26 protein-coding genes are annotated in these 25463 nt (G+C 62.1%); 19 read left to right on the top strand and 7 right to left on the bottom strand.

Annotated features, from left to right (window positions below):
* Positions 1-21: 21 nt before the first annotated feature.
* Positions 22-846: a crotonase/enoyl-CoA hydratase family protein gene (locus M0639_RS04495; RefSeq protein ID WP_064073840.1), complete on the top strand. Its 825-nt coding sequence runs from the start codon at positions 22-24 to the stop codon at positions 844-846.
* Positions 847-983: 137 nt separating this feature from the next.
* Here the strand turns inward: M0639_RS04495 and M0639_RS04490 are convergent, their stop codons facing one another.
* Positions 984-1958: a hypothetical protein gene (locus M0639_RS04490; protein ID WP_042920440.1), complete on the bottom strand. Its 975-nt coding sequence runs from the start codon at positions 1956-1958 to the stop codon at positions 984-986.
* Positions 1959-2134: 176 nt separating this feature from the next.
* Positions 2135-3172, bottom strand: a complete 1038-nt coding sequence (locus M0639_RS04485; protein WP_064075638.1) for an LLM class F420-dependent oxidoreductase — start codon at positions 3170-3172, stop codon at positions 2135-2137.
* Between the two features lie 73 nt (positions 3173-3245).
* Here M0639_RS04485 and M0639_RS04480 point away from each other — a divergent pair, with 73 nt between their 5' ends.
* The 6 genes from M0639_RS04480 (at position 3246) to M0639_RS04455 (ending at position 8359) form a co-directional block, all read left to right on the top strand.
* Complete coding sequence (locus M0639_RS04480; RefSeq protein ID WP_021342921.1) at positions 3246-4223, top strand: Zn-ribbon domain-containing OB-fold protein; 978 nt, start codon at positions 3246-3248, stop codon at positions 4221-4223.
* A 10-nt stretch (positions 4224-4233) separates the two neighbouring features.
* Positions 4234-5304, top strand: a complete 1071-nt coding sequence (locus M0639_RS04475; RefSeq protein ID WP_007734273.1) for a thiolase domain-containing protein — start codon at positions 4234-4236, stop codon at positions 5302-5304.
* Positions 5304-6485, top strand: coding sequence for a thiolase domain-containing protein (locus tag M0639_RS04470; protein ID WP_007734272.1), 1182 nt, complete (start codon positions 5304-5306; stop codon positions 6483-6485). The genes M0639_RS04475 and M0639_RS04470 overlap by 1 nt, the downstream gene beginning before the upstream one ends.
* 36 nt (positions 6486-6521) lie before the next feature.
* Positions 6522-7385, top strand: a complete 864-nt coding sequence (locus M0639_RS04465) for a TIGR03619 family F420-dependent LLM class oxidoreductase (protein WP_019746978.1) — start codon at positions 6522-6524, stop codon at positions 7383-7385.
* Between the two features lie 9 nt (positions 7386-7394).
* Positions 7395-7805 carry a nuclear transport factor 2 family protein gene (locus tag M0639_RS04460; RefSeq protein ID WP_007734269.1) on the top strand — a complete coding sequence of 137 codons (411 nt, stop codon included), beginning with the start codon at positions 7395-7397 and terminating at the stop codon, positions 7803-7805.
* A 173-nt stretch (positions 7806-7978) separates the two neighbouring features.
* Complete coding sequence (locus tag M0639_RS04455; RefSeq protein WP_054802344.1) at positions 7979-8359, top strand: VOC family protein; 381 nt, start codon at positions 7979-7981, stop codon at positions 8357-8359.
* A gap of 194 nt (positions 8360-8553) precedes the next feature.
* On the opposite strand, the gene M0639_RS04450 is transcribed toward M0639_RS04455, so the two are convergent.
* Entirely contained in the window at positions 8554-9804 is a 1251-nt protein-coding gene (locus M0639_RS04450) for a cytochrome P450 (protein ID WP_007734267.1), read from the bottom strand.
* Positions 9805-9978: 174 nt separating this feature from the next.
* Here M0639_RS04450 and M0639_RS04445 point away from each other — a divergent pair, with 174 nt between their 5' ends.
* The 4 genes from M0639_RS04445 to M0639_RS04430 all read left to right on the top strand — a co-directional run bounded on the left by M0639_RS04445 (position 9979) and on the right by M0639_RS04430 (position 12869).
* Positions 9979-11142, top strand: coding sequence for a steroid 3-ketoacyl-CoA thiolase (locus M0639_RS04445; protein WP_003945509.1), 1164 nt, complete (start codon positions 9979-9981; stop codon positions 11140-11142).
* A gap of 1 nt (position 11143) precedes the next feature.
* Positions 11144-11632, top strand: coding sequence for a nitroreductase family deazaflavin-dependent oxidoreductase (locus M0639_RS04440; RefSeq protein ID WP_054800633.1), 489 nt, complete (start codon positions 11144-11146; stop codon positions 11630-11632).
* A 57-nt stretch (positions 11633-11689) separates the two neighbouring features.
* Entirely contained in the window at positions 11690-12103 is a 414-nt protein-coding gene (locus M0639_RS04435; RefSeq protein WP_042449485.1) for a hypothetical protein, read from the top strand.
* 94 nt (positions 12104-12197) lie between these two features.
* Positions 12198-12869: a GNAT family N-acetyltransferase gene (locus M0639_RS04430; RefSeq protein WP_003945460.1), complete on the top strand. Its 672-nt coding sequence runs from the start codon at positions 12198-12200 to the stop codon at positions 12867-12869.
* A 67-nt stretch (positions 12870-12936) separates the two neighbouring features.
* Here the strand turns inward: M0639_RS04430 and M0639_RS04425 are convergent, their stop codons facing one another.
* A complete protein-coding gene (locus M0639_RS04425; protein ID WP_003945561.1) occupies positions 12937-13851 on the bottom strand; it encodes an SDR family oxidoreductase in 915 nt (304 codons plus the stop codon).
* A gap of 102 nt (positions 13852-13953) precedes the next feature.
* On the opposite strand from M0639_RS04425, the gene echA20 reads away from it, so the two are divergent.
* Genes echA20 through M0639_RS04405 form a run of 4 tightly spaced genes read left to right on the top strand, consistent with a single transcriptional unit; the run spans position 13954 to position 17456 of the window.
* The gene (gene echA20 / locus M0639_RS04420; RefSeq protein ID WP_003945611.1) at positions 13954-14730 is read left to right on the top strand and encodes a (7aS)-7a-methyl-1,5-dioxo-2,3,5,6,7,7a-hexahydro-1H-indene-carboxyl-CoA hydrolase; all 777 of its coding nucleotides are present in this window, start codon (positions 13954-13956) and stop codon (positions 14728-14730) included.
* Between the two features lie 7 nt (positions 14731-14737).
* On the top strand, positions 14738-15646 hold the full coding sequence (ipdA, locus tag M0639_RS04415; RefSeq protein ID WP_003945662.1) for a cholesterol ring-cleaving hydrolase subunit IpdA: 909 nt from the start codon (positions 14738-14740) through the stop codon (positions 15644-15646).
* Positions 15643-16398: a CoA-transferase subunit beta gene (locus M0639_RS04410; RefSeq protein WP_064075637.1), complete on the top strand. Its 756-nt coding sequence runs from the start codon at positions 15643-15645 to the stop codon at positions 16396-16398. The genes ipdA and M0639_RS04410 overlap by 4 nt, the downstream gene beginning before the upstream one ends.
* Complete coding sequence (locus M0639_RS04405; RefSeq protein ID WP_007734249.1) at positions 16395-17456, top strand: NAD(P)H-dependent flavin oxidoreductase; 1062 nt, start codon at positions 16395-16397, stop codon at positions 17454-17456. Before M0639_RS04410 ends, M0639_RS04405 begins: the two co-directional genes overlap by 4 nt.
* A 78-nt stretch (positions 17457-17534) precedes the next feature.
* On the opposite strand, the gene M0639_RS04400 is transcribed toward M0639_RS04405, so the two are convergent.
* Positions 17535-18254: an IclR family transcriptional regulator gene (locus tag M0639_RS04400; RefSeq protein ID WP_064075636.1), complete on the bottom strand. Its 720-nt coding sequence runs from the start codon at positions 18252-18254 to the stop codon at positions 17535-17537.
* Between the two features lie 250 nt (positions 18255-18504).
* Here M0639_RS04400 and M0639_RS04395 point away from each other — a divergent pair, with 250 nt between their 5' ends.
* The gene (locus M0639_RS04395) at positions 18505-19269 is read left to right on the top strand and encodes an SDR family NAD(P)-dependent oxidoreductase (protein ID WP_007734247.1); all 765 of its coding nucleotides are present in this window, start codon (positions 18505-18507) and stop codon (positions 19267-19269) included.
* Between the two features lie 83 nt (positions 19270-19352).
* Positions 19353-20507, top strand: a complete 1155-nt coding sequence (locus tag M0639_RS04390) for a 3-ketosteroid-9-alpha-monooxygenase, oxygenase component (RefSeq protein WP_064075635.1) — start codon at positions 19353-19355, stop codon at positions 20505-20507.
* Positions 20508-20753: 246 nt separating this feature from the next.
* On the opposite strand, the gene M0639_RS04385 is transcribed toward M0639_RS04390, so the two are convergent.
* Together M0639_RS04385 and M0639_RS04380 are read right to left on the bottom strand one after the other, a co-directional pair.
* Positions 20754-21959 (bottom strand): winged helix-turn-helix domain-containing protein, encoded by a 1206-nt coding sequence (locus M0639_RS04385; RefSeq protein ID WP_064075634.1) that lies wholly within the window; start codon positions 21957-21959, stop codon positions 20754-20756.
* A 34-nt stretch (positions 21960-21993) separates the two neighbouring features.
* Entirely contained in the window at positions 21994-23253 is a 1260-nt protein-coding gene (locus M0639_RS04380) for a TetR/AcrR family transcriptional regulator (RefSeq protein ID WP_007734242.1), read from the bottom strand.
* Between the two features lie 541 nt (positions 23254-23794).
* Here M0639_RS04380 and M0639_RS04375 point away from each other — a divergent pair.
* Together M0639_RS04375 and M0639_RS04370 are read left to right on the top strand one after the other, a co-directional pair.
* Positions 23795-24604 carry an MlaE family ABC transporter permease gene (locus M0639_RS04375; RefSeq protein ID WP_003945485.1) on the top strand — a complete coding sequence of 270 codons (810 nt, stop codon included), beginning with the start codon at positions 23795-23797 and terminating at the stop codon, positions 24602-24604.
* Positions 24604-25461, top strand: coding sequence for an MlaE family ABC transporter permease (locus M0639_RS04370; RefSeq protein ID WP_003945491.1), 858 nt, complete (start codon positions 24604-24606; stop codon positions 25459-25461). The genes M0639_RS04375 and M0639_RS04370 overlap by 1 nt, the downstream gene beginning before the upstream one ends.
* The last annotated feature ends 2 nt before the right edge of the window (positions 25462-25463 follow it).

Raw genomic sequence — 25463 nt, 5'->3', positions numbered from 1 at the left:
CAGACCCGCCAGGAGCCATCAGTGTCCACTTCGACGACCGAAAAATCAGACATTTCGGAAACCGCGCCGCATTGCCTCGTGGAGAAGCGTGGCCACGTTCTCATCGTGACCATGAATCGCCCCGAGCGTAAGAACGCCATCACCGGCGAGATGATGGCGATCATGGTCGACGCCTGGGATCAGGTCGACAACGACCCCGAGATCCGTGTCGCCATCCTCACCGGTGCGGGCGGCGACTTCTGCGCCGGCGCCGACCTCAAGAACATGTCCGCCAAGCCGCCGGGAGATTCCTTCGCGGGCGGTGGCGTCGACATGTCCAAGATCGAAGGCCTCCTCAAGGGCCGTCGGTTGACCAAGCCGCTGATCGCCGCCGTCGAGGGTGCAGCCATCGCCGGCGGAACCGAAATCCTGCAGGGCACCGACATCCGCGTCGCGGGTGAGAGCGCCAAGTTCGGCGTCTCCGAAGCCAAGTGGGGGCTCTTCCCGCTCGGCGGTTCCGCAGTGCGTCTGGTGCGACAGATTCCGTACACGATCGCGGCGGACATCCTGCTCACCGGTCGTCACATCAAGGCTCCGGAGGCCAAGGAGATCGGGCTCATCGGCCACGTGGTCGCGGACGGCCAAGCCCTCGACAAGGCGCTGGAGCTCGCGGACCTGATCAGTGCCAACGGCCCCCTCGCCGTGCAGGCGATTCTCAAGACCATCCGCGACACCGAGGGCATGCACGAGGAAGAGGCCTTCCAGATCGACGCACAGCTGGGTATGAAGGTGTTCATGAGCGCCGACGCCAAGGAGGGCCCGCGGGCTTTCGGTGAGAAGCGGGCGCCCCAGTTCAAGGGTGTCTGACCCACCCCTGTCTGAGCCACCCCCGTCTGACCGACCCCCGCCTGAGCCCCCTTTCCTGTCCGCTCTCGGTCCCACCCACCCCCTTTTCGAGCGAACGTACCTTTCGGCGCCTTCAGTGCGCCGAAAGGCACTTTCGCTCAGCCGGTTTCGTCCAATTTCACCCATCTCGACCTCGCGAACACCTGCGGCCGGGGACGTGACTGCGCCAATCTGTAGTGCGCACGCAGGTCCTCGATCACGCGATCAGGGTCCGTTCGCAGTGCACTGGGCACCGTCGGCAACACGATGATTCCCGCATTCTGCATACGCGTCCGACGCTCCACCGTGCGCTTGTAGTCCGTCGGTGCGGCATGCCATTCCAAGGAGTCGATGTCCCACGCGAAGGCAACCGAATCGATCCATCCGTCCGGAACTGCGATGAAGTCCCCGTTGGCATCCCGGATCTCATGGTTGAACAACATTTCCGGCAGCCCGCTCCGCTGCCACAATTTTCGCGCGTGAACCTCCGGAACCGAGTGGACGTTCGCGTTCACTTCGCGCAACACGACCCGAGGTAGCGCGGAACCCCGACTGCTACCCGCTTCGAGTTCCTTCGCAAGTTCGCGCACCGAGACATCGCCGCGCTGAACAGCCTCAGCGATGAGTGCCCGTGTGGGATCGAGCGCCTTGTACCGCCTCGCAGCGTCGAGTAACGCTCGCGGCAGCGGAGCACAGCGCAGACCGTTCCGAATCTCCGGCTCGGGCAGTCGAACAGTGCGCTCCACCGTGACGAACCCAACCGATTGAACTCGACGGTCGATGGGGATGAGCACCTGCACATCCCCCGAGTGCGTTCGATATCCGTACTCCGACATGGCTGATCGCCCCGTCAGCAGGGAATCGTCACCGCTCAACATGAGCGCAGCGATCGAGCGTTGACGTGGCGTCGGTTGACCGTTTCTGAGCAGAATGACCCCCGGCAATATGCGCTGCCACGGTCCACCTACCCGACACCGGGTGTGCACTGCGGAGTTGGACACGCCCAATCGCGCCAACTCCGCCGTTCGGATCACTCCGCTTCGACTGACGCGGTAAATCGCGTCCAGATCATCGCCCCACGTTCCTCGCCGCATGGTTGCAGCATGACTCGAGCATCAGCGCGGGCCCCGGCGGCGAACTGGGGTTTCGGTGCGCCTGTGGATAACTTTGGGCGAGCGAAAGGTACGTTCAGCGCCTCAGATGCGCTGAACGTGCCGTTCGCTCGAAGAAAAAAGGGGGGTACCGCTCGAAAAAAAAGGGGGTGCCCCGCTCAACCACCCACCGCGGCCGCGAGCTCTCGCACATGGTCGGCGTCGCGGCAGGTCACCAGCAGCATCGTGACTCCGGCTTCCTCCCAACGCTTCACGTCTGCGCGCACCTCGTCGACGTTGCCGATGATCATGGTCTCGGTGACCATCTCGTCGGGGACGACGGCAGCAGCTTCGTCCTTGCGGCCCGACATGAAGAGGCGACCGATCTCGTCGACCTCCTTCTCGTAGCCCATCCGCTTGTAGACCTGCGCGTGAAAGTTCAACTCCGGGGCGCCCATTCCGCCCACGTAGAGGGCGGTCATCGGCTTGAGAGCGGCGATGGCAGCGGCGCGATCGTCGGTCACGATGACCTGGCACGTGGCGGCCACCTCGAAGTCTTCGCGACTACGACGGGCCCCGGCGCGCGCGAACCCTTCGTCGAGCCACTTGTTGTACATCGGGGCCAGGCGCGGGGTGTAGTAGATCGCCAGCCAGCCGTCGGCGATTTCACCGGCGAGCGCGACGTTCTTCGGCCCTTCGGCGCCGAGCCAGATCGGGATGTCCGCACGCAGCGGGTGCGTAATGGGCTTGAGCGGCTTGCCAAGTCCCGAACTGCCCGGTCCCGCATACGGCAGAGGGTAGTGGGGGCCGGGACTGGTGACGGGCACTTCACGGGCGAGGACCTGGCGCACGATCGAGACGTATTCGCGGGTGCGCGCGAGCGGCTTCTCGAACGGCTGGCCGTACCAACCTTCGACGACCTGCGGTCCGGATACGCCGAGCCCGAGGATCGTTCGCCCACCGTTGAGGTGATCGAGAGTGAGCGCGTGCATGGCACAGCTGGTCGGTGTTCGCGCCGAAATCTGTACGACGGAAGTACCGAGCCGAACCGTCTCGGTGCGCGATCCCCACCAGGCGAGCGGGGTGAAAGCGTCCGAGCCCCACGACTCCGCCGCGAAGACCGCGTCGAATCCGGCGCCTTCCGCGGCCTCGATCAGTTCCGGGGCGTTTGCCGGCGGCTGTGCGCCCCAGTATCCGAGTTGCAACCCAAGCTTCATCGCAGGCCTCCACATTGCCGGTGATCAGAAGTGACTCTTGCCACAATCTCTAGAACCTGTTCTACTCGATCTTGTGACCATCGGAAAGAGCGGGGTGGCCGACAAGCCCCTGAGCGCACCATTGAATCTCCATTTCGACTACACCAGATCGACGGGACCGACCATCGGCGCGTTCGTGACTGCCCTGCGTGATCGCAAGGTGATCGGCGCACGCGGGTCGAACGGTCGTGTCTTCGTGCCGCCACCGGAATTCGATCCGGACACGGCCGAACCACTGACCGACTTCGTCGGAGTCTCCGACGGCGGAACGGTCGTGAGTTGGACGTGGATGCCCGAACCCATCGAGGGTCAACCACTGACGAAGCCTTTCGCGTGGGCCCTGATCAAGCTCGACGGCGCGGACACGTCCATGCTCCACGCAGTCGACGTCGACTCCCCCGACGACATCAGCACCGGCCTGCGGGTCCGTGCTCGCTGGGCGTCGGAGCGGATCGGGCAGATCAAGGACATCGAGTGCTTCGAACCAGGTGAGAGCGAAAATGGAATCGCGACAGTCGATTCCACCGCCGATCCTGTCACCATGATCACGACGCCTGTCGACCTGCACTTCATGCATTCCGCTTCGGCCGAGGAGAGTTTCTACCTCCGCGGTCTCGCAGAAGGCAAGCTCATCGGTGGTCGCAGCGGACCCGAAGACAAGATCTACATCCCACCGCGCGGCGCGAATCCCACCAACGGGAAGCCGACGAGCGAGCAGATCGAACTGCCGGACAAGGGAATTGTCACCACCTTCTGCATCGTCAACGTCCCGTTCCTCGGGCAGCGAATCAAACCGCCCTACGTGGCCGCCTACGTGCTTCTCGACGGGGCTGACATTCCGTTCCTGCACTTGATTCTCGAATGTGATGCCGCGGACGTACGGATGGGCATGCGCGTCGAAGCCAAGTGGAAGCCTCGCGAAGAGTGGGGTTACACCCTCGAGAACATCGAATACTTCCGGCCGACAGGTGAACCCGACGCCGAGTACTCCACCTTCCAACACCACCTGTGAGGCTCCTGAAATGACTTCTGCAGACATCGCAGTCGTGGGCTTTGCTCAGGCACCCCACGTCCGCGAAACCAACGGCACCACCAACGGCGTCGAGATGCTCGTCCCGTGCTTCCAGCAGCTCTACAGCGATCTGGGAATCACCAAGTCAGACATCGGCTTCTGGTGCTCCGGATCTTCCGACTACCTGGCCGGACGAGCGTTCTCCTTCATCTCGGCCATCGACTCCATCGGAGCGGTCCCGCCGATCAACGAATCTCACGTCGAGATGGACGCTGCGTGGGCCTTCTACGAAGCGTGGATCAAGATCTTGACCGGTGAGGTCGAGACCGCGCTGGTGTACGGATTCGGCAAGTCCTCCGCCGGGCACCTGCGCAAGATCCTGTCCATGCAGCTCGATCCGTACCTCGTCACTCCGCTGTGGCCGGACTCCGTCTCGATCGCCGGACTTCAAGCCCGACTCGGACTCGACGCGGGTAAGTGGACGCACGAGGACATGGCGGAGGTTGCCGCTCGTAGCCGTCGTCACGCGCTGAGCAATCCGAAGGCTCAGCTCGCAGGCGAGGTCGACATCGAGGCCCTTCTCGCCAGCCCCTTCCTCGCAGATCCGTTGCGCGCACACGATTGTGCGCCCATCACCGACGGCGCGGCAGCAATCGTCCTGGCCTCGGGTAACCGCGCCCGCGATCTCTGCGAGCGGCCGGCGTGGATCACCGGACTCGAGCATCGCATCGACTCCCCCAACCTGGGTGCACGTGACCTGACCACCTCACCGTCCACTACGTCGGCAGCCAAGGCGGCAACGGGCGGCGAGGTCGGCAACATCGACGTCGCCGAACTGCACGCACCGTTCACTCACCAGGAATTGATCTTGAAGGAAGCGATCGGCCTGACCGACGCCACCACGATCAATCCGTCCGGCGGTCCGCTCAGCGGCAACCCACTGTTCGCCGGTGGTCTGGAACGAATCGGCCACGCCGCCAAGGCAATCTTCGACGGCCAGGCGAATCGCGCTCTGGCCCATGCAACAAGCGGCCCTGTGCTGCAGCAGAACCTGGTAGCAGTCTTGGAGGGACGGAACTGATGGCCGGAACGCCTCAACTCGCGGCCGTGCTCGGCACCGGCCAAACTCACTACGTCGCAAAGCGTCACGATGTCTCGATGGCGGGCTTGGTTCGTGAAGCCATCGACGCCGCGATGCTCGACGCCAACGTCGGCTGGGACGACATCGACGCCGTCGTCATCGGAAAGGCCCCCGACCTGTTCGAGGGTTCGATGATGCCCGAACTCGCCATGTCGGATGCTCTGGGCGCAAACGGAAAGCCGTTGCTGCGTGTTCACACTGCCGGATCGGTGGGCGGTTCGACAGCTATCGTCGCCTCCAGCCTGGTCAAATCCGGTGTCCACAAGCGGGTTCTGACGGTTTCCTGGGAGAAGCAGTCCGAGTCGAACGCCATGTGGGCGCTGTCCGTACCGGTTCCGTTCAACATGCCCGTCGGCGCCGGTGCCGGTGGATACTTCGCCCCGCACGTCCGTTCGTACATTCGTCGATCGGGCGCACCGGAGCACATCGGCTACCTCGTCGCGGTGAAGGATCGGCTCAACGGCAGCCTCAATCCGTATGCGCACTTGCGGCAGCCGGATATCACTCTCGAATCGGTACAGGCATCTCAGATGCTCTGGGATCCGATCCGCTACGACGAGACCTGCCCGTCCTCGGACGGCGCGTGCGCTCTGGTGATCGGCAACGAGGAAGCGGCCGCACAGGTCGAGGCCGAGGGTCGTTCGGTCGCGTGGATCCACGCGACGGCGATGCGCACCGAGCCGACCTTCTATGCCGGACGCGATCAGGTCAATCCGCAAGCCGGCCGTGACGCTGCAGCAGCACTGTGGAAGTCAGCGGGAATCACCGATCCGCTGAACGAGATCGACTGCGCCGAAATCTATGTCCCGTTCTCGTGGTTCGAGCCGATGTGGCTCGAGAACCTCGGCTTCGCGGAGGAAGGCCAGGGCTGGAAGCTCACCGAGGCGGGTGAAACCGCGATCGGCGGCAAGCTCCCGGTCAATGCCTCGGGCGGTGTTCTCTCCTCCAACCCGATCGGCGCCTCGGGCATGATCCGTTTTGCCGAGTCGGCGATGCAGGTCATGCACCGCGCCGGCGATCACCAGGTAGCCGATGCTCGCAAGGCTCTCGGCCATGCCTACGGCGGTGGCTCGCAGTACTTCTCGATGTGGGTCGTCGGCTCCGAACGTCCCACCACGTAAGCAGCAGCACACACGCCGATCAGGAAGAGGCCGAAGATGAAGTACACCGTCGGGGTTGCCATGAACCCCTTGGACCAGTTAGCCGGTATCGCCAAAACTGCCGAGGAATGCGGCTTTTCGTCGATCGCTCTCCCCGATTCACTGTTCTTCATGGAAACGCAGGCGGCGGATTACCCGTACACCCCGGACGGGTCTCGGATGTGGAATGCCGAGACCCCCTGGGTCGATCCGCTCATCGCCGCGGCTGCAATGGGCGCGGTGACCGAGAAGATCGAGTTCTACACCCAGGTGCTCAAGCTGGGTAGCCGCAATCCCGTCCTGCTCGCGCGGCAGGTCGGTTCCGTGGCCGCATTGACGAACAACCGTTTCGGCTTCGGCGTCGGAATCGGTTGGGCTCCGGAAGAGTTCGAGTGGTGCGGCGCTCCGTACAAGCGTCGGGGCGCACGTGTGGACGAGATGATCGACGTCCTCAAACTGATCCTCGGCGGCGGCATGGTCGAGTATCACGGTGAGTTCTTCGATTTCGATCGCCTGCAGATGAGCCCGGCCCCCACCAAGCCGGTTCCGTTCTACGTCGGCGGCCACACCGAGGTCGCACTCAAGCGTGCTGCGCGAGTCGGCGACGGTTGGACCTCGGCGATGATCAAATTCGACGACCTGGTGGGTGTGATCGCACGACTACGCGAACTGCGCGCCGAGTACGGCCGCGAGAACGAGCCGTTCGAAATCCAGACGGTGTGCATCGACCGTTTCGGCAAGGACGGTTACGCAGAGCTCGAAGATGCCGGCGTCACGGACATCATCACCGTGCCTTGGGTTTTCGACGGAATCGGATTCGATGCCCCACTGGAGGCAAAGCAGGATTCGATGCGCAAATTCGCCGAGCAGTACATCAACTGAGGAGCCGCGATGACCGACGAACACCCCGCCCGCGTCGCGGGTAACGCTTCGCGCGCCGCAGCGAGTGGCAAGAACAAGGAAGCCTGGCTGGACCTCTTCGCCGAGGACGGTTGGGTGGAGGATCCGGTCGGGCCTTCGGGCTTCGATCCCGAAGGCAAAGGCCATCACGGGCGCGAAGCGATCTCCAAGTTCTACGACATGACGATCGCGAACGCGGACAAGCTCGAATTTCTGATCGACGATTCACTGGTGTGCGGCAACGAGAACGTCAACATCGGCAAGATCCGGACCACCATCGGCGGCTCGATCATCGACGCCGAGGGCGTGTTCGTCTATCGCGTGAACGACGACGGCAAGATCGCGTCGCTTCGAGCATTCTGGGAAGTGGACCGTGCGATGAAGACGGCACGCAAAGCCTGAGAACCCACAGTACGAGCGCGGCCCCGGTCATCGACCGGGGCCGCGCTCGTCGTATTCGAATCAGCCTGTCGTACTTGCACCGAGAACCTCGAAATGGTTTCCTGGTTCCCAACGTCGCGTGTCGATGACGGACTGCGTCAGGCATGGAGGCGTCGTACCGCAAGGGGTCACTCATGACCATTTCGTTCAATCACACCATCATCGCCGCAAAAGACCGACAAGAGTCTGCGTGGTTCTTCACTCACATGTTCGGTCTTCCAGGCCCAGTCGAAGCCGGCTACTTTCTCGGCGTTGATCTCGAGCACGGCGTGACGTTGGACTTCGCACAGGTGGAAGAAGGCGCCGAGGTTGCGTCTCAGCACTATGCCTTCCTCGTCTCCGAGGATGACTTCGACGGCATCTACCAGCGGATACAGGCGTTGAAACTGGATCACTGGGCCGATCCGCGCCAGTCGAGTACCGGCTTCAACACCAACGACGGTGGGCGTGGGGTCTACTTCCTCGACCCGTCGGGACATTTCCTGGAAGCCATCACCAAACCGTACGGCGGCTGAATTGGAGATTGAACTACAAACGGCGGCGCCTACGGGAGATGAGGGATCCCGCAGACGCCGCCGCAGTTCCAGGTTGCCAACAAGTGGCTTCCCGGAACGTCTACTGTAGTTCTGCGTGTTCGAGAGTGCAGAGGCAACTCCCGAAAACCTACACAGAACCTACTCGCCGGTTACCAGGTCAGTATATGTCCGGATCAGTGTTTGACCGGGCAGCCCGATGTCTTGTAATCAACCTGAAACTCTTTGATGCCGTTGAGCCAGCCCGAGCGAAGGCGTCGGGGATCCCCGAGCCTGGTGATGTCGGGTAGGTGATCGGCGATCGCATTGAAGATCAGATCGATTTCCAGACGGGCCAAGTTGGCGCCGATGCAGTAGTGCGCACCGGTGCCGCCGAATCCGAGGTGCGGATTGGGGTCACGCATGATGTCGAACTTCGTCGGGTTCTCGAAGACGTCCTCGTCGAAGTTGGCCGACGCGTACATCATCACGACGCGATCGCCCTTCTTGATCTTCTGTCCGCCGAGTTCGGTGTCTTCGAGCGCGGTGCGCTGGAAGGAAGTCACCGGGGTCGCCCAACGAACGATCTCGTCGGCCGCCGTCTTGGGGCGTTCCTTCTTGTACAGCTCCCACTGGTCGGGATTGTCGAGGAAGGCAACCATGCCGTGTGTGATGGCATTGCGAGTGGTCTCGTTACCCGCGACCGCAAGCAGGATCACGAAGAAGCCGAATTCCTCTGGGGAGAGCTCATTTCCGTCGATGTCAGCTTCGATGAGCTTGGTGACGATGTCATCGGCGGGACACTTCTTGCGCTGATCCGCCATCTGGTACGCGTATCCCAGAATCTCCATCGACGCTGCCTGCGGGTCGATGTCGAACTCGGGATCGTCGTACGACGTCATCTGGTTGGACCAGTCGAAGAGCTTCATTCGATCTTCCTGCGGCACACCGAGAAGCTCGGCGATTGCCTGCAGCGGAAGTTCGGACGCGACCTGAACCACGAAGTCACCGGCACCGCCGGCAGCCGCGGTCGTGACGATCTTTTCGGCACGCTCGGTCAGTTCCTCGCGCAGGCTGTTGATGGCGCGCGGGGTGAATCCACGAGATACCAGCTTGCGCAGCTTGGTGTGCTCCGGAGCGTCCTTGTTGATGAGAATGAATCGCTGCATCTCGACGTTCTCGCGCGGGATGTCGTCGGCGAAGCGAGGAATCGCAGTGTTCTCGTGGGTCGAGAAGATGTCGCTTCGCTGCGAGACCTCCTTGACCTCTTCATGACGGGTGACCACCCAGAAGCCCTCGTCCTGGAATCCACCGATTTCCGGAGGCTGCGGATTCCACCACACGGGGGCCGTCTTCCGGAGTTCGGCGAACTCCTCGAACGGCATGCGTTCCGCGTAGATGTCGGGGTCCGTGAAGTCGATTCCCTCGGGGAATGCGGGCTGTGCCACTGATGTCTCCTGCCCTAAGCCTTTTCATCACAGGGGTGATGGGGATCCGTGATGTGTAACACGTTCTACTCTCATTGAAACACAAGCCTGCTTACTAGGAAAGGAAACGTCGGCAGGTCTTGCTTCCCGCAGAGAACCTGTTCTACTTTTTCATTACAAGGAAAGGAGCCCGCTGTGGGCACACCAGTAATCGTCGAGGCTGTCCGTACACCGATCGGCAAGCGCGGAGGTTGGCTCGCCGGTCTGCACGCCGCCGAGATCCTCGGAGCTGCACAAAAGGGAGTTCTCGACCGGTCGGGAATCGACCCGTTGCTGATCGAGCAGGTGATCGGCGGCTGCGTCACCCAGGCCGGCGCTCAGTCCAACAACATCACGCGCACGGCCTGGCTGCACGCCGGACTTCCGTGGCAGACCGGCGCAACCACCGTGGACTGCCAGTGCGGTTCGGCCCAGCAGGCGAACCATCTGATCGCCGGTCTGATCGCCACCGGCGCCATCGACGCCGGTATCGCCTGCGGCATCGAAGCCATGAGCCAGGTTCCCCTCGGCGCCAACGTCGGCGATCAGGCCGGACCGCGCCGACCCGCGACGTGGGACATCGACATGCCCAACCAGTTCGAAGCTGCAGAACGCATCGCGCGTCGACGCGGACTGACCCGCGACGACGTCGAAGCCCTCGGCGTCCGCTCGCAGGCGCTGGCCAAGCAGGCTTGGGAGGAAGGACGTTTCGACCGCGAGGTTCTCGAACTCTCGGCACCCCAGGTCGACAAGGAAGGAAACCTCACGGGCGAGACCAAGGTCGTCAATCGCGATCAGGGCCTGCGCGATACGACGGCGGAGTCCCTTGCCCGACTGAAGCCCGTCCTCGAAGGCGGGATTCACACGGCCGGAACGTCTTCCCAGATCTCCGACGGCGCGGCCGCAGTCCTGCTCATGGACGAGGACAAGGCTCGCGCGCTCGGATTGAAGCCGCGCGCCCGCATCATCGCCCAGGCGCTGGTCGGCTCGGAACCGGAATTCCACCTCGACGGACCGGTGCAGGCAACCAGCCGTGTCCTGGAGAAGAGCGGAATGAAGATCGGCGACCTCGATCTGTTCGAGATCAACGAAGCATTCGCATCCGTCGCACTGTCCTGGGCTCAGGTTCACGAACCTGACTTCGACAACGTCAATGTCAACGGCGGCGCGCTCGCTCTCGGCCATCCGGTCGGCAGCACGGGATCTCGCCTGATCACCACCGCACTGCACGAACTCGAGCGTCGCAACGGCTCGACGGCTCTGATCACGATGTGTGCCGGCGGCGCACTGGCCACCGGAACCATCATCGAGCGTATCTGAGATGACTACTCCCCCAGCCAAACCCAAGGGACTCGACGCTCCGGCGACGGTCAAGATCATCAAGTGGATGTCGAAGGCAAACGTCGCCATGTATCGCGCCACCGACGGGCGGCTGGGTAGCAAGTGGCGGGTCGGCAGCGCGTTCCCTCGCGGGCTGCCGATCTGCCTGCTGACCACCACCGGTCGCAAATCCGGCGAGGAGCGGATCAGTCCGTTGCTGTTCCTCGAGGACTGCGAGAACGTGATTCTGGTGGCGTCGCAAGGCGGTCTTCCGAAGAACCCGATGTGGTACCTCAACATCAAGGCAGACCCGGTGGTGACGGTGCAGATCAAGTCTCGGATCCGCTCGATGAAAGCCCGCGTCGCGGCCGAGGACGAGCGCGCTCGGCTGTGGCCGATGTTGAGGGCGATGTATCCGGATTTCGACAACTATCAGGCCTGGACCGACCGGGTCATTCCCGTCATCGTGTGCGAGCCACTGAAGAGTTAAACGAACTGTTTACAACAAAATGTTTACATTGACCCGGGTTCGTGCCACCCTGGGTTCATGACCGATGACCAGTTCAGACCGATCGATTCCGGCCGCGAACGCGCACATCGCGAATACGCCGGACTCTTTCGAATCAGCGAGCGCCACGGCGCGACCCCAAGCCAGCGCGCGCGGCAATCTCATCCGGAGATGCTCGAGCCCTACGGCGCGGTGCGCGTCGTGGCTCGTCTTGCGGGCGGAACCGACATACCTGAGCCGAACGAACCCGAGGTCGACGATGCCGACGTCATGGCTGCGTTGACTCTGATCCCCAAGGCCCGAGCCGAAATGGAACAGCTGGAAGCACTGTTCCTCGGGATTGCCCGCGAACGGGGCATGACCTGGCAGGACATCGCTTTCGGACTGGGACTCGGAAGCACTCAAGCCGCCCGCCAGCGCTACGAACGACTCGTTCGCCGCACCGGAGGCTGAACGCGTGCCATAACCGGCGAGTTGGAGCACTATTGACTCGTACGGTCCGCACGGCGTTTCGACAGAGCCTCGAACACAGCAAGGAGTCGCATATATGACGACGCATATTCAAGATCAAATCCTGGACCGACGCGAGATCACCTCAGCCCTCGTGCGTGCGCTGGAGCGTCGCCACGAGGTGCTGGACGCAGTGGTCGACAGCAAGGACCACCAGGAGGCACTGACCACCGTCGCGGAACTCCTCGGCACGTCGGAAGCAAATGCCGAAGCAGTTCTGAGCCTCAAGTTCAGCGCACTGACCAAGGCAGCGCGCGATCGCATCCAGGGCGAGCTGGAGAATCTCGACGCCACTCTCGAATGGACGACGCTCGATCGTCCCGCGAGCAGCGGGCAGAACTTCACCCTGCGTCCGTTCAGCGACAGCGCAGAAGACAAGGCACTGTTCACGATTCGCTCGGCCGAGCAGCTCGGCGAAGACGGCAAGCCGTGGAGCGAGGATCGGATCGAAGCCGAGCGCGTCGGCGGTCTCGGTCGGATCGACGACGAGAGCGCTGCCTGGTTCGTCGCCGAGGACGTTTCCGGTGACGGCCCGAAGAGCGTCGGCCTGGTATTCGGCGAACTCGACGGCCAAGAGGTGAACGTGGCGATCTGGATCGCGCCGGAATCTCGCAAGAAGGGCTACGGCACAGCCTGCGTGAAGCATTCGCGGCGCGAACTCGCAGCTGAGTTCCCCGGCACCGTGTTGGTGGTTCGGGCGCCCGCGTAGGCGGCACGCCGCCTGTGAGTGGTTGAGGAGTTCCTGCACTCCTTAACCACTCACAGGGCCGGAGGCCCTACGCCCCGTACACCGGCGTCGGAATCTCCGCCTTCTCCAACAGCGTTGCCACGACGGGCCCGATCTCCTTCGGGTCCCAGCGATCTCCCTTGTCCTCGCTCGGGCCGTGACGCCAGCCCTCCGCGACGGTGATCTTTCCGCCCTCTACCTCGAACACCCGGCCCGTGACGTCCTTGGACTCGGCGCTACCGAGCCAGACGACCAGCGGCGAGATGTTCTCGGGAGCCATGGCGTCGAAGCCCTCTTCCGGAGCTGCCATCGCTTCTGCCATCGCCCCGCCCGCGCCGACAGTCATGCGTGTGCGCGCAGCAGGCGCGATCGCGTTGACACTGACTCCGTAATTCTTGAGCTCGGCGGCGGCCTGGATGGTCATCTCGGCGATGCCGGCCTTGGCCGCGGCGTAGTTGCCCTGGCCGATCGAACCCTGCAGTCCTGCACCCGAACTGGTGTTGATGATGCGTGCGTCGACGGTCTTGCCTGCCTTGGCCTCGGCGCGCCAGTAGGCAGCTGCGTGACGGAGCGGCGCGAAGTGCCCCTTGAGGTGCACGCGGATCACCGCGTCCCACTCGCCCTCGCTCATACCGACCAGCATGCGGTCCCGCAGGAAGCCTGCGTTGTTCACGAGTACGTCCAGGCCACCGAAGGTGTCGATCGCGGTCTTGATCAGATTCTCGGCGCCCGCCCAGTCGGCGACGTCGTCTCCGTTGACCACTGCTTGGCCACCGGCGGCGATGATCTCCGCGACAACCTGCTCGGCCGGACTCTCACCGGTCGCGGAACCGTCGGCACCCGCACCGATGTCGTTGACGACGACCTTGGCGCCCTCGGCAGCAAATGCCAATGCATGCGCACGTCCGATACCGCGGCCAGCCCCGGTGATGATGACTACGCGTCCGTCGACCAATCCACTCATATTTGTCTCCTAATGCACTCTGCTCGGGCTTGTCGGCTCCGCTTGTGTGCTAACTTACCAAGCAATCGCTTGGTTTGGTACACAGACGTAAGGAATCCCGATATGGGCATCAGCACCTCCTCCGACGGAACCGGCATCACCACGGTCACCATCGACTACGCGCCGGTCAATGCAATCCCGTCCAAGGGATGGTTCGAGCTTGCCGACGCCATCCTCGACGCGGGCAAGGATCTCAACACTCACGTAGTGATCCTGCGAGCCGAGGGACGCGGATTCAACGCCGGCGTCGACATCAAGGAGATGCAGGCCACCGAGGGATTCGACGCGCTGGTCGCCGCCAACCGCGGTTGCGCCGCGGCCTTCGCTGCCGTCTACGACTGTGCTGTACCCGTCGTCGTGGCCGTCAACGGATTCTGTGTCGGCGGCGGCATCGGACTCGTCGGCAACGCGGACGTGATCGTCGCTTCCGACGACGCGATCTTCTCCCTCCCCGAGGTCGACCGCGGCGCACTCGGCGCTGCCACACACCTCTCGAGGCTGGTGCCACAGCACATGATGCGCACGCTCTACTACACCGCACAGAGCGTCGACGCGCACACACTCAAGCAGTTCGGCAGCGTCTACGACGTGGTCCCGCGCGAGAAGCTCGACGAGTGCGCTCGCGAGATCGCCGCGAAGATCGCCGCCAAGGACACCCGCATCATCCGGTGCGCCAAGGAAGCCATCAACGGCATCGACCCGGTGGACGTCAAGGGCAGCTACCGCCTCGAGCAGGGCTACACCTTCGAACTCAACCTCCTCGGCGTGTCCGACGAACACCGCGACGAGTTCGTCGCCACCGGCAAGCCGCGCGAGAACGCAACCCAGAAGGAAGGCTGAGACAAACATGGCTAGCAAGCGTGACAAGACGAAGTCGCTCGACGAGGTAGTCGGCGAACTCCGCAGCGGAATGACGATCGGCTTGGGCGGCTGGGGATCTCGCCGCAAGCCGATGGCCTTCGTGCGTGCGATTCTGCGTTCGGACATCAAGGACCTGACCGTGGTCACCTACGGCGGACCGGATCTCGGACTGCTGTGCTCGGCCGGCAAGGTCAAGAAGGCGTACTACGGTTTCGTGTCCCTCGACTCCGCGCCGTTCTACGACCCGTGGTTTGCCAAGGCACGCACCGCCGGTGAGATCGAAGTCCGCGAGATGGACGAGGGCATGGTCAAGTGCGGCCTCGAAGCAGCTGCCGCTCGCCTTCCCTTCCTCCCGATCCGCGCCGGCCTGGGTTCGGATGTCCGGAACTTCTGGGGCGACGAACTCAAGACCGTCACCTCCCCGTACCCCGAGGCCGACGGCCGCTCCGAGACCTTGATCGCGATGCCTGCGCTCAACCTCGATGCGTCGTTCGTTCATCTCAATCTCGGTGACAAGCACGGCAATGCCGCGTACAACGGCGTCGACCCGTACTTCGACGACCTGTACTGCATGGCGGCCGAAAAGCGTTACGTCTCCGTCGAACGCATCGTCGAGACCGAGGAACTGGTCAAATCCGTTCCACTGCAGAACCTTCTGCTCAACCGCATGATGGTCGACGCCGTCGTCGAGGCACCCAATGGTGCGCACTTCACGTTGGCCGGCGAAAGCTACGGCCGCGACGAGAAGTTCCAGCGTCACTACGCCGAGTCCGCCAAGACCCCCGAGTCGTGGCAGGCGTTCGTCGACACCTTCCTCTCCGGCAGCGAAGAGGACTACCAAGCCGCAGTAAAGAAGTTTGCCGATTCATCAAAGGCAGGGGAGCAGGCAAAATGAGCGAATCCACCGTCACCCGCGCAGAGTACGTTGTTCTCGCTTGCGCTGAAATCTTCTCCGGTGCAGGCGAAATCATGGCCAGCCCGATGTCGACGTCGTCCACCATCGGCGCTCGCCTGGCTCGACTCACCACCGAGCCCGACCTGCTGATCACCGATGGTGAAGCCCTCATTCTCGAGGACACTCCGGCCGTCGGGACAAAGGGCCCCGTCGAAGGATGGATGCCTTTCCGCAAGGTGTTCGACGTCGTCGCTTCCGGCCGCCGTCACGTAGTCATGGGCGCCAATCAGCTCGATCGCCACGGCAACCAGAACCTCTCCGCCTTCGGCCCGCTTCAGCAGCCGACGCGTCAGATGTTCGGTGTGCGCGGCGCCCCGGGTAACACCATCAACCACGCGACGAGCTACTTCGTCCCCAAGCACTCCAAGCGAGTGTTCGTCGACAAGGTCGACGTGGTGTGCGGTGTCGGCTACGACCAGATCGATCCCGAGAATCCGGCTTACAAGTACCTGAACATCCCCCGCGTTGTCACCAACCTCGGTGTCTTCGACTTCGGCGGACCGGGAAACACCCTCCGCGCGTTGAGCCTTCACCCCGGCGTCACCGCCGAAGAGGTAACCGAGAACACCTCGTTCGAGGTTGCCGGACTCGCCGAGGCCGGTATCACCCGTGACCCCACCGCCGAAGAACTTCACCTCATCCGCGAAACCCTCGATCCGCGCAACCTCCGGGACCGTGAGGTCTCGGCATGACCCCCACCCTGAAGACCGCGCTGACCGAACTGGTCGGTGTCGAGTACCCGATCGTGCAGACGGGTATGGGCTGGGTTTCCGGTCCCGCTCTCACGTCGGCAACGGCTAACGCCGGTGGTCTCGGCATCCTGGCTTCGGCCACGATGACGTACGACGAGCTCGAGCACGCGATCAAGAAGACGAAGCAGCTCACGGACAAGCCGTTCGGCGTCAACATGCGTGCCGACGCCACTGACGCCCCGCAACGCGCGGATCTGCTGATCCGTGAAGGCGTCAAGGTCGCGTCGTTTGCGTTGGCTCCCAAGAAGGAACTGATCGCCAAGCTCAAGGACCACGGCATCGTCGTCGTGCCCTCGATCGGTGCCGCGAAGCACGCGGTCAAGGTTGCATCCTGGGGCGCGGACGCCGTCATCGTCCAGGGCGGCGAAGGTGGTGGCCATACCGGCGGTGTGGCCACGACATTGCTTCTCCCCTCGGTTCTCGACGCGGTCGATATTCCGGTCATCGCCGGTGGCGGATTCTTCGACGGCCGCGGGCTGGCTGCCGCACTGGCGTACGGCGCTGCCGGTGTCGCGATGGGAACGCGATTCCTTCTCACCAGCGACTCTTCGGTGCCCGATTCCGTCAAACAGGAGTATCTCAAGCGCGGACTGACGGATACGACTGTCTCCCGCAAGGTCGACGGCATGCCTCATCGTGTGCTCAACACCGACCTGGTCAACAGCCTCGAAGGTTCCAGCTATGCAACCGGTTTGATCGCCGCGGCCAAGAATGCCACGAAGTTCAAGGCCATGACGGGCATGAAGTGGTCGACCCTCGCCAAGGACGGTCTCGCGATGAAGCGGTCGGGTGACCGCACGCTGATGCAGATCATCATGGCAGCCAACACACCGATGTTGCTCAAGGCCGGACTGGTCGAGGGCAACACGGAAGCCGGTGTTCTTGCTTCGGGTCAGGTTGTCGGCATGATCAACGATCTGCCCAGCTGCAAGGAACTGATCGAAAGCATCATGGAAGGTGCCGCGGGGCGTATCGACGCGCTTGCGGCTCTTCGCTGACACAGCTCTATCCGAGTGCGTCTCCCCCACTGCGCTTTACGCGTAGTGGGGGGAGGCGCACTCTTTGCGTTTGTCGGACTATCCCGTCTTCTCCTGCTCGAACCCGTCGATCATTCCGAAATACTGCGAGATCGCTGCTGCCGCCATCTGTACGGGAGCGGCGTTCCTCTTGTCTATCGTGCCGCGAATCAAGGGCCCACAAATCGAGAGACCTACTGGCATGTGGTCGAGCACCCCGATTCGCGCGCCGATACAGCCCATCCCGGAATTGCAGATTCCGAACGCAACTGCGTGTTGGCGAACGTCATTGGCGTTGTGCGACGATGCAACCGATCTGTTGCCGGCGCTCAACAGTGACTTCCCGATGGTCGACGCTTGCGCTGGGATACGTGAGCCGACGCGAGTCTGAAGGTCGGGGACCATCAGGCTCCCGATCTTCTGGATGTAGCGCACATGGTTTCCTTCCAACACCCCGAGGTGCACGGCGTGTCCAATCACGAAATGTAATTGCTGAAGTAGGGGCGTAACCACTCGATCCACTTTGTTTCGATACAGCGAGAGCGCGCCCAGATCTCCTAGCTTGTCGCCTATCTCGTACTCGAGTCCTTCGCGGCGTAGCCAGTTCATCCTCACGAGTTTCAGTAGCATCCGGTGCACGGACGATCGCGGAATCCCGGTTCGGCGCGCCACCTCCCCCAATGTCAGCCGAGGCGCGTCACGAAAGCAGTCCACCACCACCGACAGTCTGTCGAGAGTTGACATGGGGATGGACTCTTCGGTGATCGGTCCGACCAACATCGATGTCTCCGTTCCGGTGGCCCGCCGCTTCGGCAGCCAACATTCGTTCCGCCCATCTGAGCTTCCGTGGACACACGACGCCAGTACGTTTCCCACGCAGCGGGAGATGCATCTGCATGGGCTCTCACCAGCACCTATACCGATGATCGGTCATGTTCGTTGAGCCCGAATCCATCCCTCGTCACAGTGATGACCGGAGCCCATCAGATCATGCGGCGCCGAGCAGAACGCTTCAAAATCAGGAGGACACATGAATGCTTCATCCCCGTCGACAGGCGTGATCATCACCGGCGGCGCATCCGGAATCGGATTGGCCTCCGCCCGCGCGCTCGCGGCGATCCGACGACCAGTCGCTCTCTGGGATATCGACGAGGCAAAAGCGGTCGATCAGGCAGCAGTGATCTCCTCCGAATTCGGCATCGACGCCATCGGAGTGGGAATCGATCTCACGAGAGCGGACGACTACGCGGCCGCATTGGCCACAACCCGTTCCTCACTTCCCTCCATCGGCGGACTTGTTCACTCCGCCGGGGTCGTCGATATCGGATCCCTCGAAGGAGTGACGCTCGACGTGTGGGAGACGGGTATCAACACCCATCTACGTCCGCTCATCCTGTTGGTTCAACAGTTGATGCCTGATTTCACGGCCAATCCCGGTTCGGCAATAGTCGGAATCGCTTCGATCAACGCAACTTTGGGCAATGCAATCAACCCTGTCTACTCCGCTGCAAAGGGTGGGATGTTGTCGATGGTTCGATCGCTGGCGGACCGACTGGGCCCGGACGGCATTCGGATCAACTGCGTCTCTCCCGGACAGATTCTGACCCCTCTGCTTCAGCCGACCGTAGACGCATTGGGTGACGGGGCATTCGAACGACGCATCCTCCTCGGCAGGCTCGGTCGCCCGGAGGAAATCGCACACGCTGTCCGCTTCCTGCTGTCCGACGAAGCAAGTTACATCACCGCAACGGAATTGGTTGTCGACGGCGGCAACATCTCGTCGCAGCGTATGTGACTTGCCCAAAGATTTACCCCCCTTCGACTGTCGTACAACGTCGCTCGGTCCAGCCCACCGGGTGCACTCACGAAAGGAAGAACATGACAATTGCGGATGTCAAGGAATCGGAAGAGGTTCGCATCATCGACCAGGGAGAACCTCCCACTCGATTTGCCCGCGGATGGCACTGCCTCGGCCTCGCCAAGGACTACAGCGACGGGAACCCGCATTCCGTCGAAGCTTTCGGTACCAAACTGGTCGTCTTCTCCGACTCGCATGGCGAACTGAAGATCCTCGACGCGTACTGCCGTCACATGGGCGGCGACCTGAGTCAGGGCACGGTCAAGGGCGATTCGATCGCGTGCCCCTTCCACGACTGGAGGTGGGGAGGCAACGGTAAGTGCACCGCGATTCCCTATGCTCGACGTGTCCCCCCGCTTGCCAAGACCCGCGCTTGGACTGCGCTCGAACAAGACGGGCTGCTCTTCGTCTGGCACGACCCCGAAGGCAATCCGCCTCCTGCCGAAGTCGCCATACCGATCATCAAGTCTGCGGAGCACGAGTGGACCGATTGGGTCTGGAAGTCGATAGTCATCGATACGAACTGCCGAGAAATCGTCGACAACGTCGTTGACATGGCGCACTTCTTCTACGTGCACTTCTCGTTCCCCACCTATTTCAAGAACGTCTTCGAAGGACACGTCGCCATCCAGGAGCAGAGCGGCATCAACCGCGACGACATCGTGACCTGGACCGACCCCGACGTACCGAAGTTGGTGTCGAATCTTTCGACAGCGGCCTACCACGGACCGTCGTTCATGATCGACGACTTGCGCTACGTCTACGAGAACTTCACGACCGATTCGGTGCTGATCAACTGCCACTACCCGGTGAGCCCGAACAAATTCGTACTCATGTACGGCATTACCGTCCAGAAGTCCGCAGAGATGCCCGCCGAGTTCGCCGATCAACTTGTCGACGCGATGATCGGATACATCGGTGTCGGGTTCGAGCAGGACATCGAGATCTGGAAGAACAAGACCCGCATCGACAATCCGCTGCTCTGCACCGAGGACGGTCCGGTATACCAACTGAGGCGGTGGTATGAACAGTTCTACGTGGACGTCGCCGACGTCACGCCCGAGATGGTCGACCGTTTCGAATTCGAGATGGACACAAGCAAACCCATCGAAGTGTGGAAGCAGGAAGTCGCTGACAACATCGCACGCAGGGCCGCCGCAGGAGTAGGGCAATGACCATGGAACCGCTGGACTGCGAGCGGTGCGGAACATACGTCCTCGTGGAGAAGAACAGCTGGCATCACACGTCGACCCAGTGGCGATCAGATTCGCGCACGGCATGTTTGGAGTACCGCGACGATGCTGAACCGCCGAGAGTTCGATCCGCAAGTTGTTCGGCATTGAGAGATTCCATCAGCAGGGCCGCAATCGACGGGCGGATAACCGTTCCCGAATGACAATCTCCCTCGCGGCCTTGAAGGCTCACCTCATGGCGGCGGCCAACTGCTGAGACAACGTGCCTTTGTTCTCCACCTCGATGGTGTCGCAGCCCTGCCAATGCGCAGTTCTCCGAAGGAGTTCCGCCAACCGCGGCGCAGTGTCGGCGTCCGCGGTGGGTTCGGCCCACGCCGCGCGGACAAGCAGTCGACGGTTCTGACGGTCGTTCTTCAGATCGACTCGGGCACAGATCTTGTCGTCGATCAAGACCGGAAGCACGTAGTATCCGTGAACTCGCTTGTGCGCCGGAGTGTAGATCTCGATCCGGTAGTGAAAGTCGAAGAGCCGCAACGCTCGATCGCGTGCCCACACTACCGGGTCGAAGGGTGACAACAACGCTTCCGCACGGATGGACCTGGGACGCTTCGCTCGCGGATCGATCCACACCTCCCTTGCCTTGCCTCGACGCTCCCAGCCGTCGACGGACACCCGGCGCACACTGCCGGCATCTTCGAGTTCCTGCAATGCCGTTCGTGCTTCTGCGCTGGGCAGACGAAAGTAGTCGGCGATGTCGTCGAGGGTGCCGAGACCGTGTGCCTTCACACCCCGCAGCACCAGTTCGCGTATCGCCTCCGACCGCTCGACGTGTGCGTCGAGTATCTCGGGTGCAAGCATCTGCTCGGCCAGGCCGTAACGACGCTCGAAACCGGCGCGCCCCGCCGAGACCACGTCGCCCCAACGGAACAGCGTCTCCAGCCCGACCTTCACGTCGGACCACCCCCACCACGGACCGCGCCGTGTGTTCGCCTCGTGTTCGATCTCGCTCGCCGCCATCGGACCGTTGTCGCGCAACTCCTGCCGCAACCAATCGAGGAAGACACTCCGATCGGAAGCCCACCCGTCCTTGTCACTCAACGCTTTGGCGCGAAACTGGTCCATCCGCCAACGGAACAACGGCCACATGTCCACCGGCAAGAACGTTGCTTCGTGGCCCCAGTATTCGAGGTATCCCGAACCGGGGGCGAAGGCAAGCTGATCGAGTCTGGATTTGTCGTATGCGCCCAATCGCGCATAAACGGGTAGGTAGTGACTGCGTTCGAAGACATTGACCGAGTCGATCTGCAGCACCTGCAGCCGGTCCATCACGCCGACCAGATTGCGACGCGTCACCGTCGTGGGATGCGATTTGCCGAATCCCTGAGCGGCAAGCGCTATGCGACGGGCAGCTGCCAGTGACACGACTTCGCTCATAGTGGGCCAGACTACGCACACTCACCGACACGCTTCAGGCGGCCGAAGCCCGACGGCCGAACAGTACTGCCGACATGAACACCTGCAACATGGCCGCGTTCTCTGCGGCAGCGTCGAACTTCATCATGCGGCCGACATCCGGGACCAGGTTGAGCGCAGCGTGAACTACGAACTTCGCCTCTACTGCCGACAGCTCAGGACGAATCTCGCCGAGCACTCGCGCCCATTCGACCACGTAAAGCTTCTGGCGATTCTTCAGATCGCTTCGATGACTCGGCAGAAGGTTGTTCATCTCGGAGAAGTAGACCGACATCAATTCGTGCTGTGCAAACGACAACTCCACGTACATCGCCGACAGTGACCGGAGCACTTGTTCGTGCGAAGTCGCGGAGTCGAAGACCGCTGCCGTCGCCAAGTCCAAGCGATCTGCAGCTCGATAGAACACGGCGCCGAGAAGCTCTGCCTTGCTGGGAAAGTAGCGGTACATACCGGACGCGTTCAAGCCGGCGGCCGCGGCGATCTCTTCGATGCTGACGTCGTGATACCCGCGAGAGTCGAAGAGGCGCACGGCTTCCTGCAAGAGACGTTCACGTTTGTTCGTGGTCACGGTTCGAGGTAACGAGGACTGCTCCAAGCGGCTAGCGGTGATTGCACCCTCACCTTGATCTATCGCCAGACACGCGTCGAGCAGAACCTTCTCCATCGCTCGCTGGGGCAGCAACAGGTTATGGACGGTGATACTGCCGATGACGCTGAACATCGCTGCCACGACAAGGGTCTCGTCCCTCGCCGTCATCGCGGGTTCGGAGCGCGAAAGATACCGGGCTACTCGGCGATTGACCGTACTGGCTTGCGCTCGAACGGATTTCCGATCATCGGTGTCGAGAAACCGGCTCTCCCAACGATAGATTCCGGCCGTACGCCGATTGCGGATCGTCGTTCGTATCACTGCAATCAGATCTTCGCGCAACCGCTGCGCATCGGTTGCCGCAGGCGCAACCGAAACGGCATCGAGGGCACTGGCGAGCGCTCCGGTCAACTCCAGTGCCGCGTGGCGGAACATCGCGTACTTGTTCGGAAAGTGCCGATAGAGCGCCGAACCCGAAATACCGACCGCCGACGCGATGTCGTCGACACTGACAGCAGGATATCCGCGCTCACTGAACGCGATTGCCGCTGCAGCCGCGATCTGCGCCTTGCGGTCCTTCGGTCGCCTCTTGACGGAGTCGGACCTCGGCTGCCGAACAATCCCATTCGACGTCTGCGCGTCGACGAACTGATCGTTCAGGCTCACCGTGTACCCCACTCTCCAGCCCTCACGCACAAAGCACTTCGATCCGCCTGCTCATCAGACGAGAATCAGCATAAGCATGATTCTGAAAACTCGTACACCGATTTCAGCACATCGCGCGTATAGAGTTTCATACATGCAGGTAACGCTGACTTTGATCAGAACACACCACTCGCCCTTCGCCACCTCCCCCGTTGCTTCCACCGAGAATCTTCGTTAACAAAACGTTGCCTGTGGCCACCAGCAGTGGGTAGGGTCACCGCTCGAAGCATCCAGCCCGCATCCACGAAGCAATCCGACTGACAGATTCGGAATATTCGTAAACATACACAGGATGTCGATATGAACAGTTCCGATATCTCCACGTCAATGAAGGAAACTCGGTCAACAGGGCTGACAGTTCGACGAGAATTTCGGTTCACATAATGCTTGCTTGGGCACATATATGTGTGAGATGCTTCACAGGCAGTTCGCTCGACCGCCAGCGCTCGAACAGTTCGAACTCCGTGCCGAACACTGTTGATCTGCAAAGGAATTCAATTAGATGACGTACGAGCTGCCAGCCGCGAAGGGCCCGGTGCGAGACGTAGCGTTACAGGGGGGCTATCTGATCGGATTCTCGGTTCAGGCACTCTTCGGCCTGTTCACGGCAATCCTGCGCAGACGACTCTCATTGCACGAGACGGTTACTCAGACCCTGTTCATCGGTCGCGTCAGCACCGGCCCGTCGCTGCTTCTCATGATTCCGATCGGTGTATTCATCGCCGTCTCGGTCGGTGAACTGGCCGGCCGGATCGGAGCCGGTGGATATTCCGGAGCTGTCGTAGCTTTCATCATCGTCGGTCAGGCCGCCGCGCTGGTGTGCGCGTTGATGATGGCCGGTGTCGCAGGATCGGCGATCTGCACGGATTTGGGTTCACGAAAGATCCGGGAAGAGATCGACGCGATGGAAGTGATGGGCATCGACGTGATCGAGCGCCTCGTCGCACCGAGATTGGTTGCGGCAGTGATCGTCTCCCTTGCACTGTGTTCGATGGTCACCTTCGGCGGTGTGATCGCGTGCTACCTGTACCACATCTACGTCCAGCATCTTCCGGCCGGAACGTTCATGGCAACGTTCAGTCAGTACGGGCGATCTTCCGACTTCGTCATGGCTTTGGTGAAGGCTGCGGTCTTCGGCATCGCTTCGACTTTGGTCGCCACCTTCAAAGGTCTACATGCAAAAGGTGGCCCACGCGGCGTTGCCGACGCAGTCAACGAAGCCGTGGTCATCGCGTTCGCGCTCGTCTTCATCGTGAACACAGTGTTGTCCGCGCTCTACACCGTAATCGTCCCGGCAGTCGGTGAATTCTGATGTCGCTCGTCGATCTCCGTGTTCGAGCACGTCAAGCGAGCAGACCCCTGCGAACCGCGGGCGACGGCCTCGTCTCCCTCGGTCAGCACGTCACTTTCTACGTCCGCACTATCGCATCGATCCCCTTTGCGCTCACCAAGTACCGCAAGCATGTACTCGGTCAGATCAGCGAGGTCAGCTTCGGCACGAATTCCTTGTTGTCCGGCGGCGGCACCATCGGGATCGTCTTCGCGATGTCGCTGGCCGCGGCGATGATGTTGGGCGTCGAGACCCACCGGGGCCTCGAGCTTGTCGGGATGACCTCGCTCTCCGGCATGCTGTCCGCGGTTGCCAACACCCGTGAACTGGCCCCTGTTGTCGTCGCGATCGCGTTGGCCGCCAAGGTCGGAACGGGTTTCACCGCCCAGATCGGGGCCATGCGTATCTCCGACGAAATCGACGCGCTGGACTCGATGGCGATCCGATCGATCCCCTTCCTCGCGGGTACCCGGGTGATCGCTGCCATGATCTGTGTCATCCCGATCTACATGATCGGACTCCTGGCCAGTTACCTCTCGACCCGACTGGTCGTCGTGTTCTTCAACGGCGCATCGGCCGGTACTTACGACTACTTCTTCCATCTGGCGATCTCTCCGCAGGATCTCCTGTACTCGGGTCTCAAGGCCGTGGTGTTCGCCGCTGTTGTCGCGCTGGTTCACTGCGCTTACGGCTACTATGCCTCCGGTGGTCCGGCCGGCGTCGGGCAAGCGGCCGGGCGCGCGCTCCGGACTGCGATCCTCGCGATCGGAATCCTCGACGTACTGATGACTTTCGCGCTGTGGGGCCTCGTGCCCCAGATCCCGGGAATGGGGGTCTGAGC

The organism is Rhodococcus qingshengii JCM 15477, from assembly GCF_023221595.1.
Lineage (GTDB): Bacteria > Actinomycetota > Actinomycetes > Mycobacteriales > Mycobacteriaceae > Rhodococcus_F > Rhodococcus_F qingshengii.
This window is presented reverse-complemented; position numbering and strand designations above follow the sequence as displayed.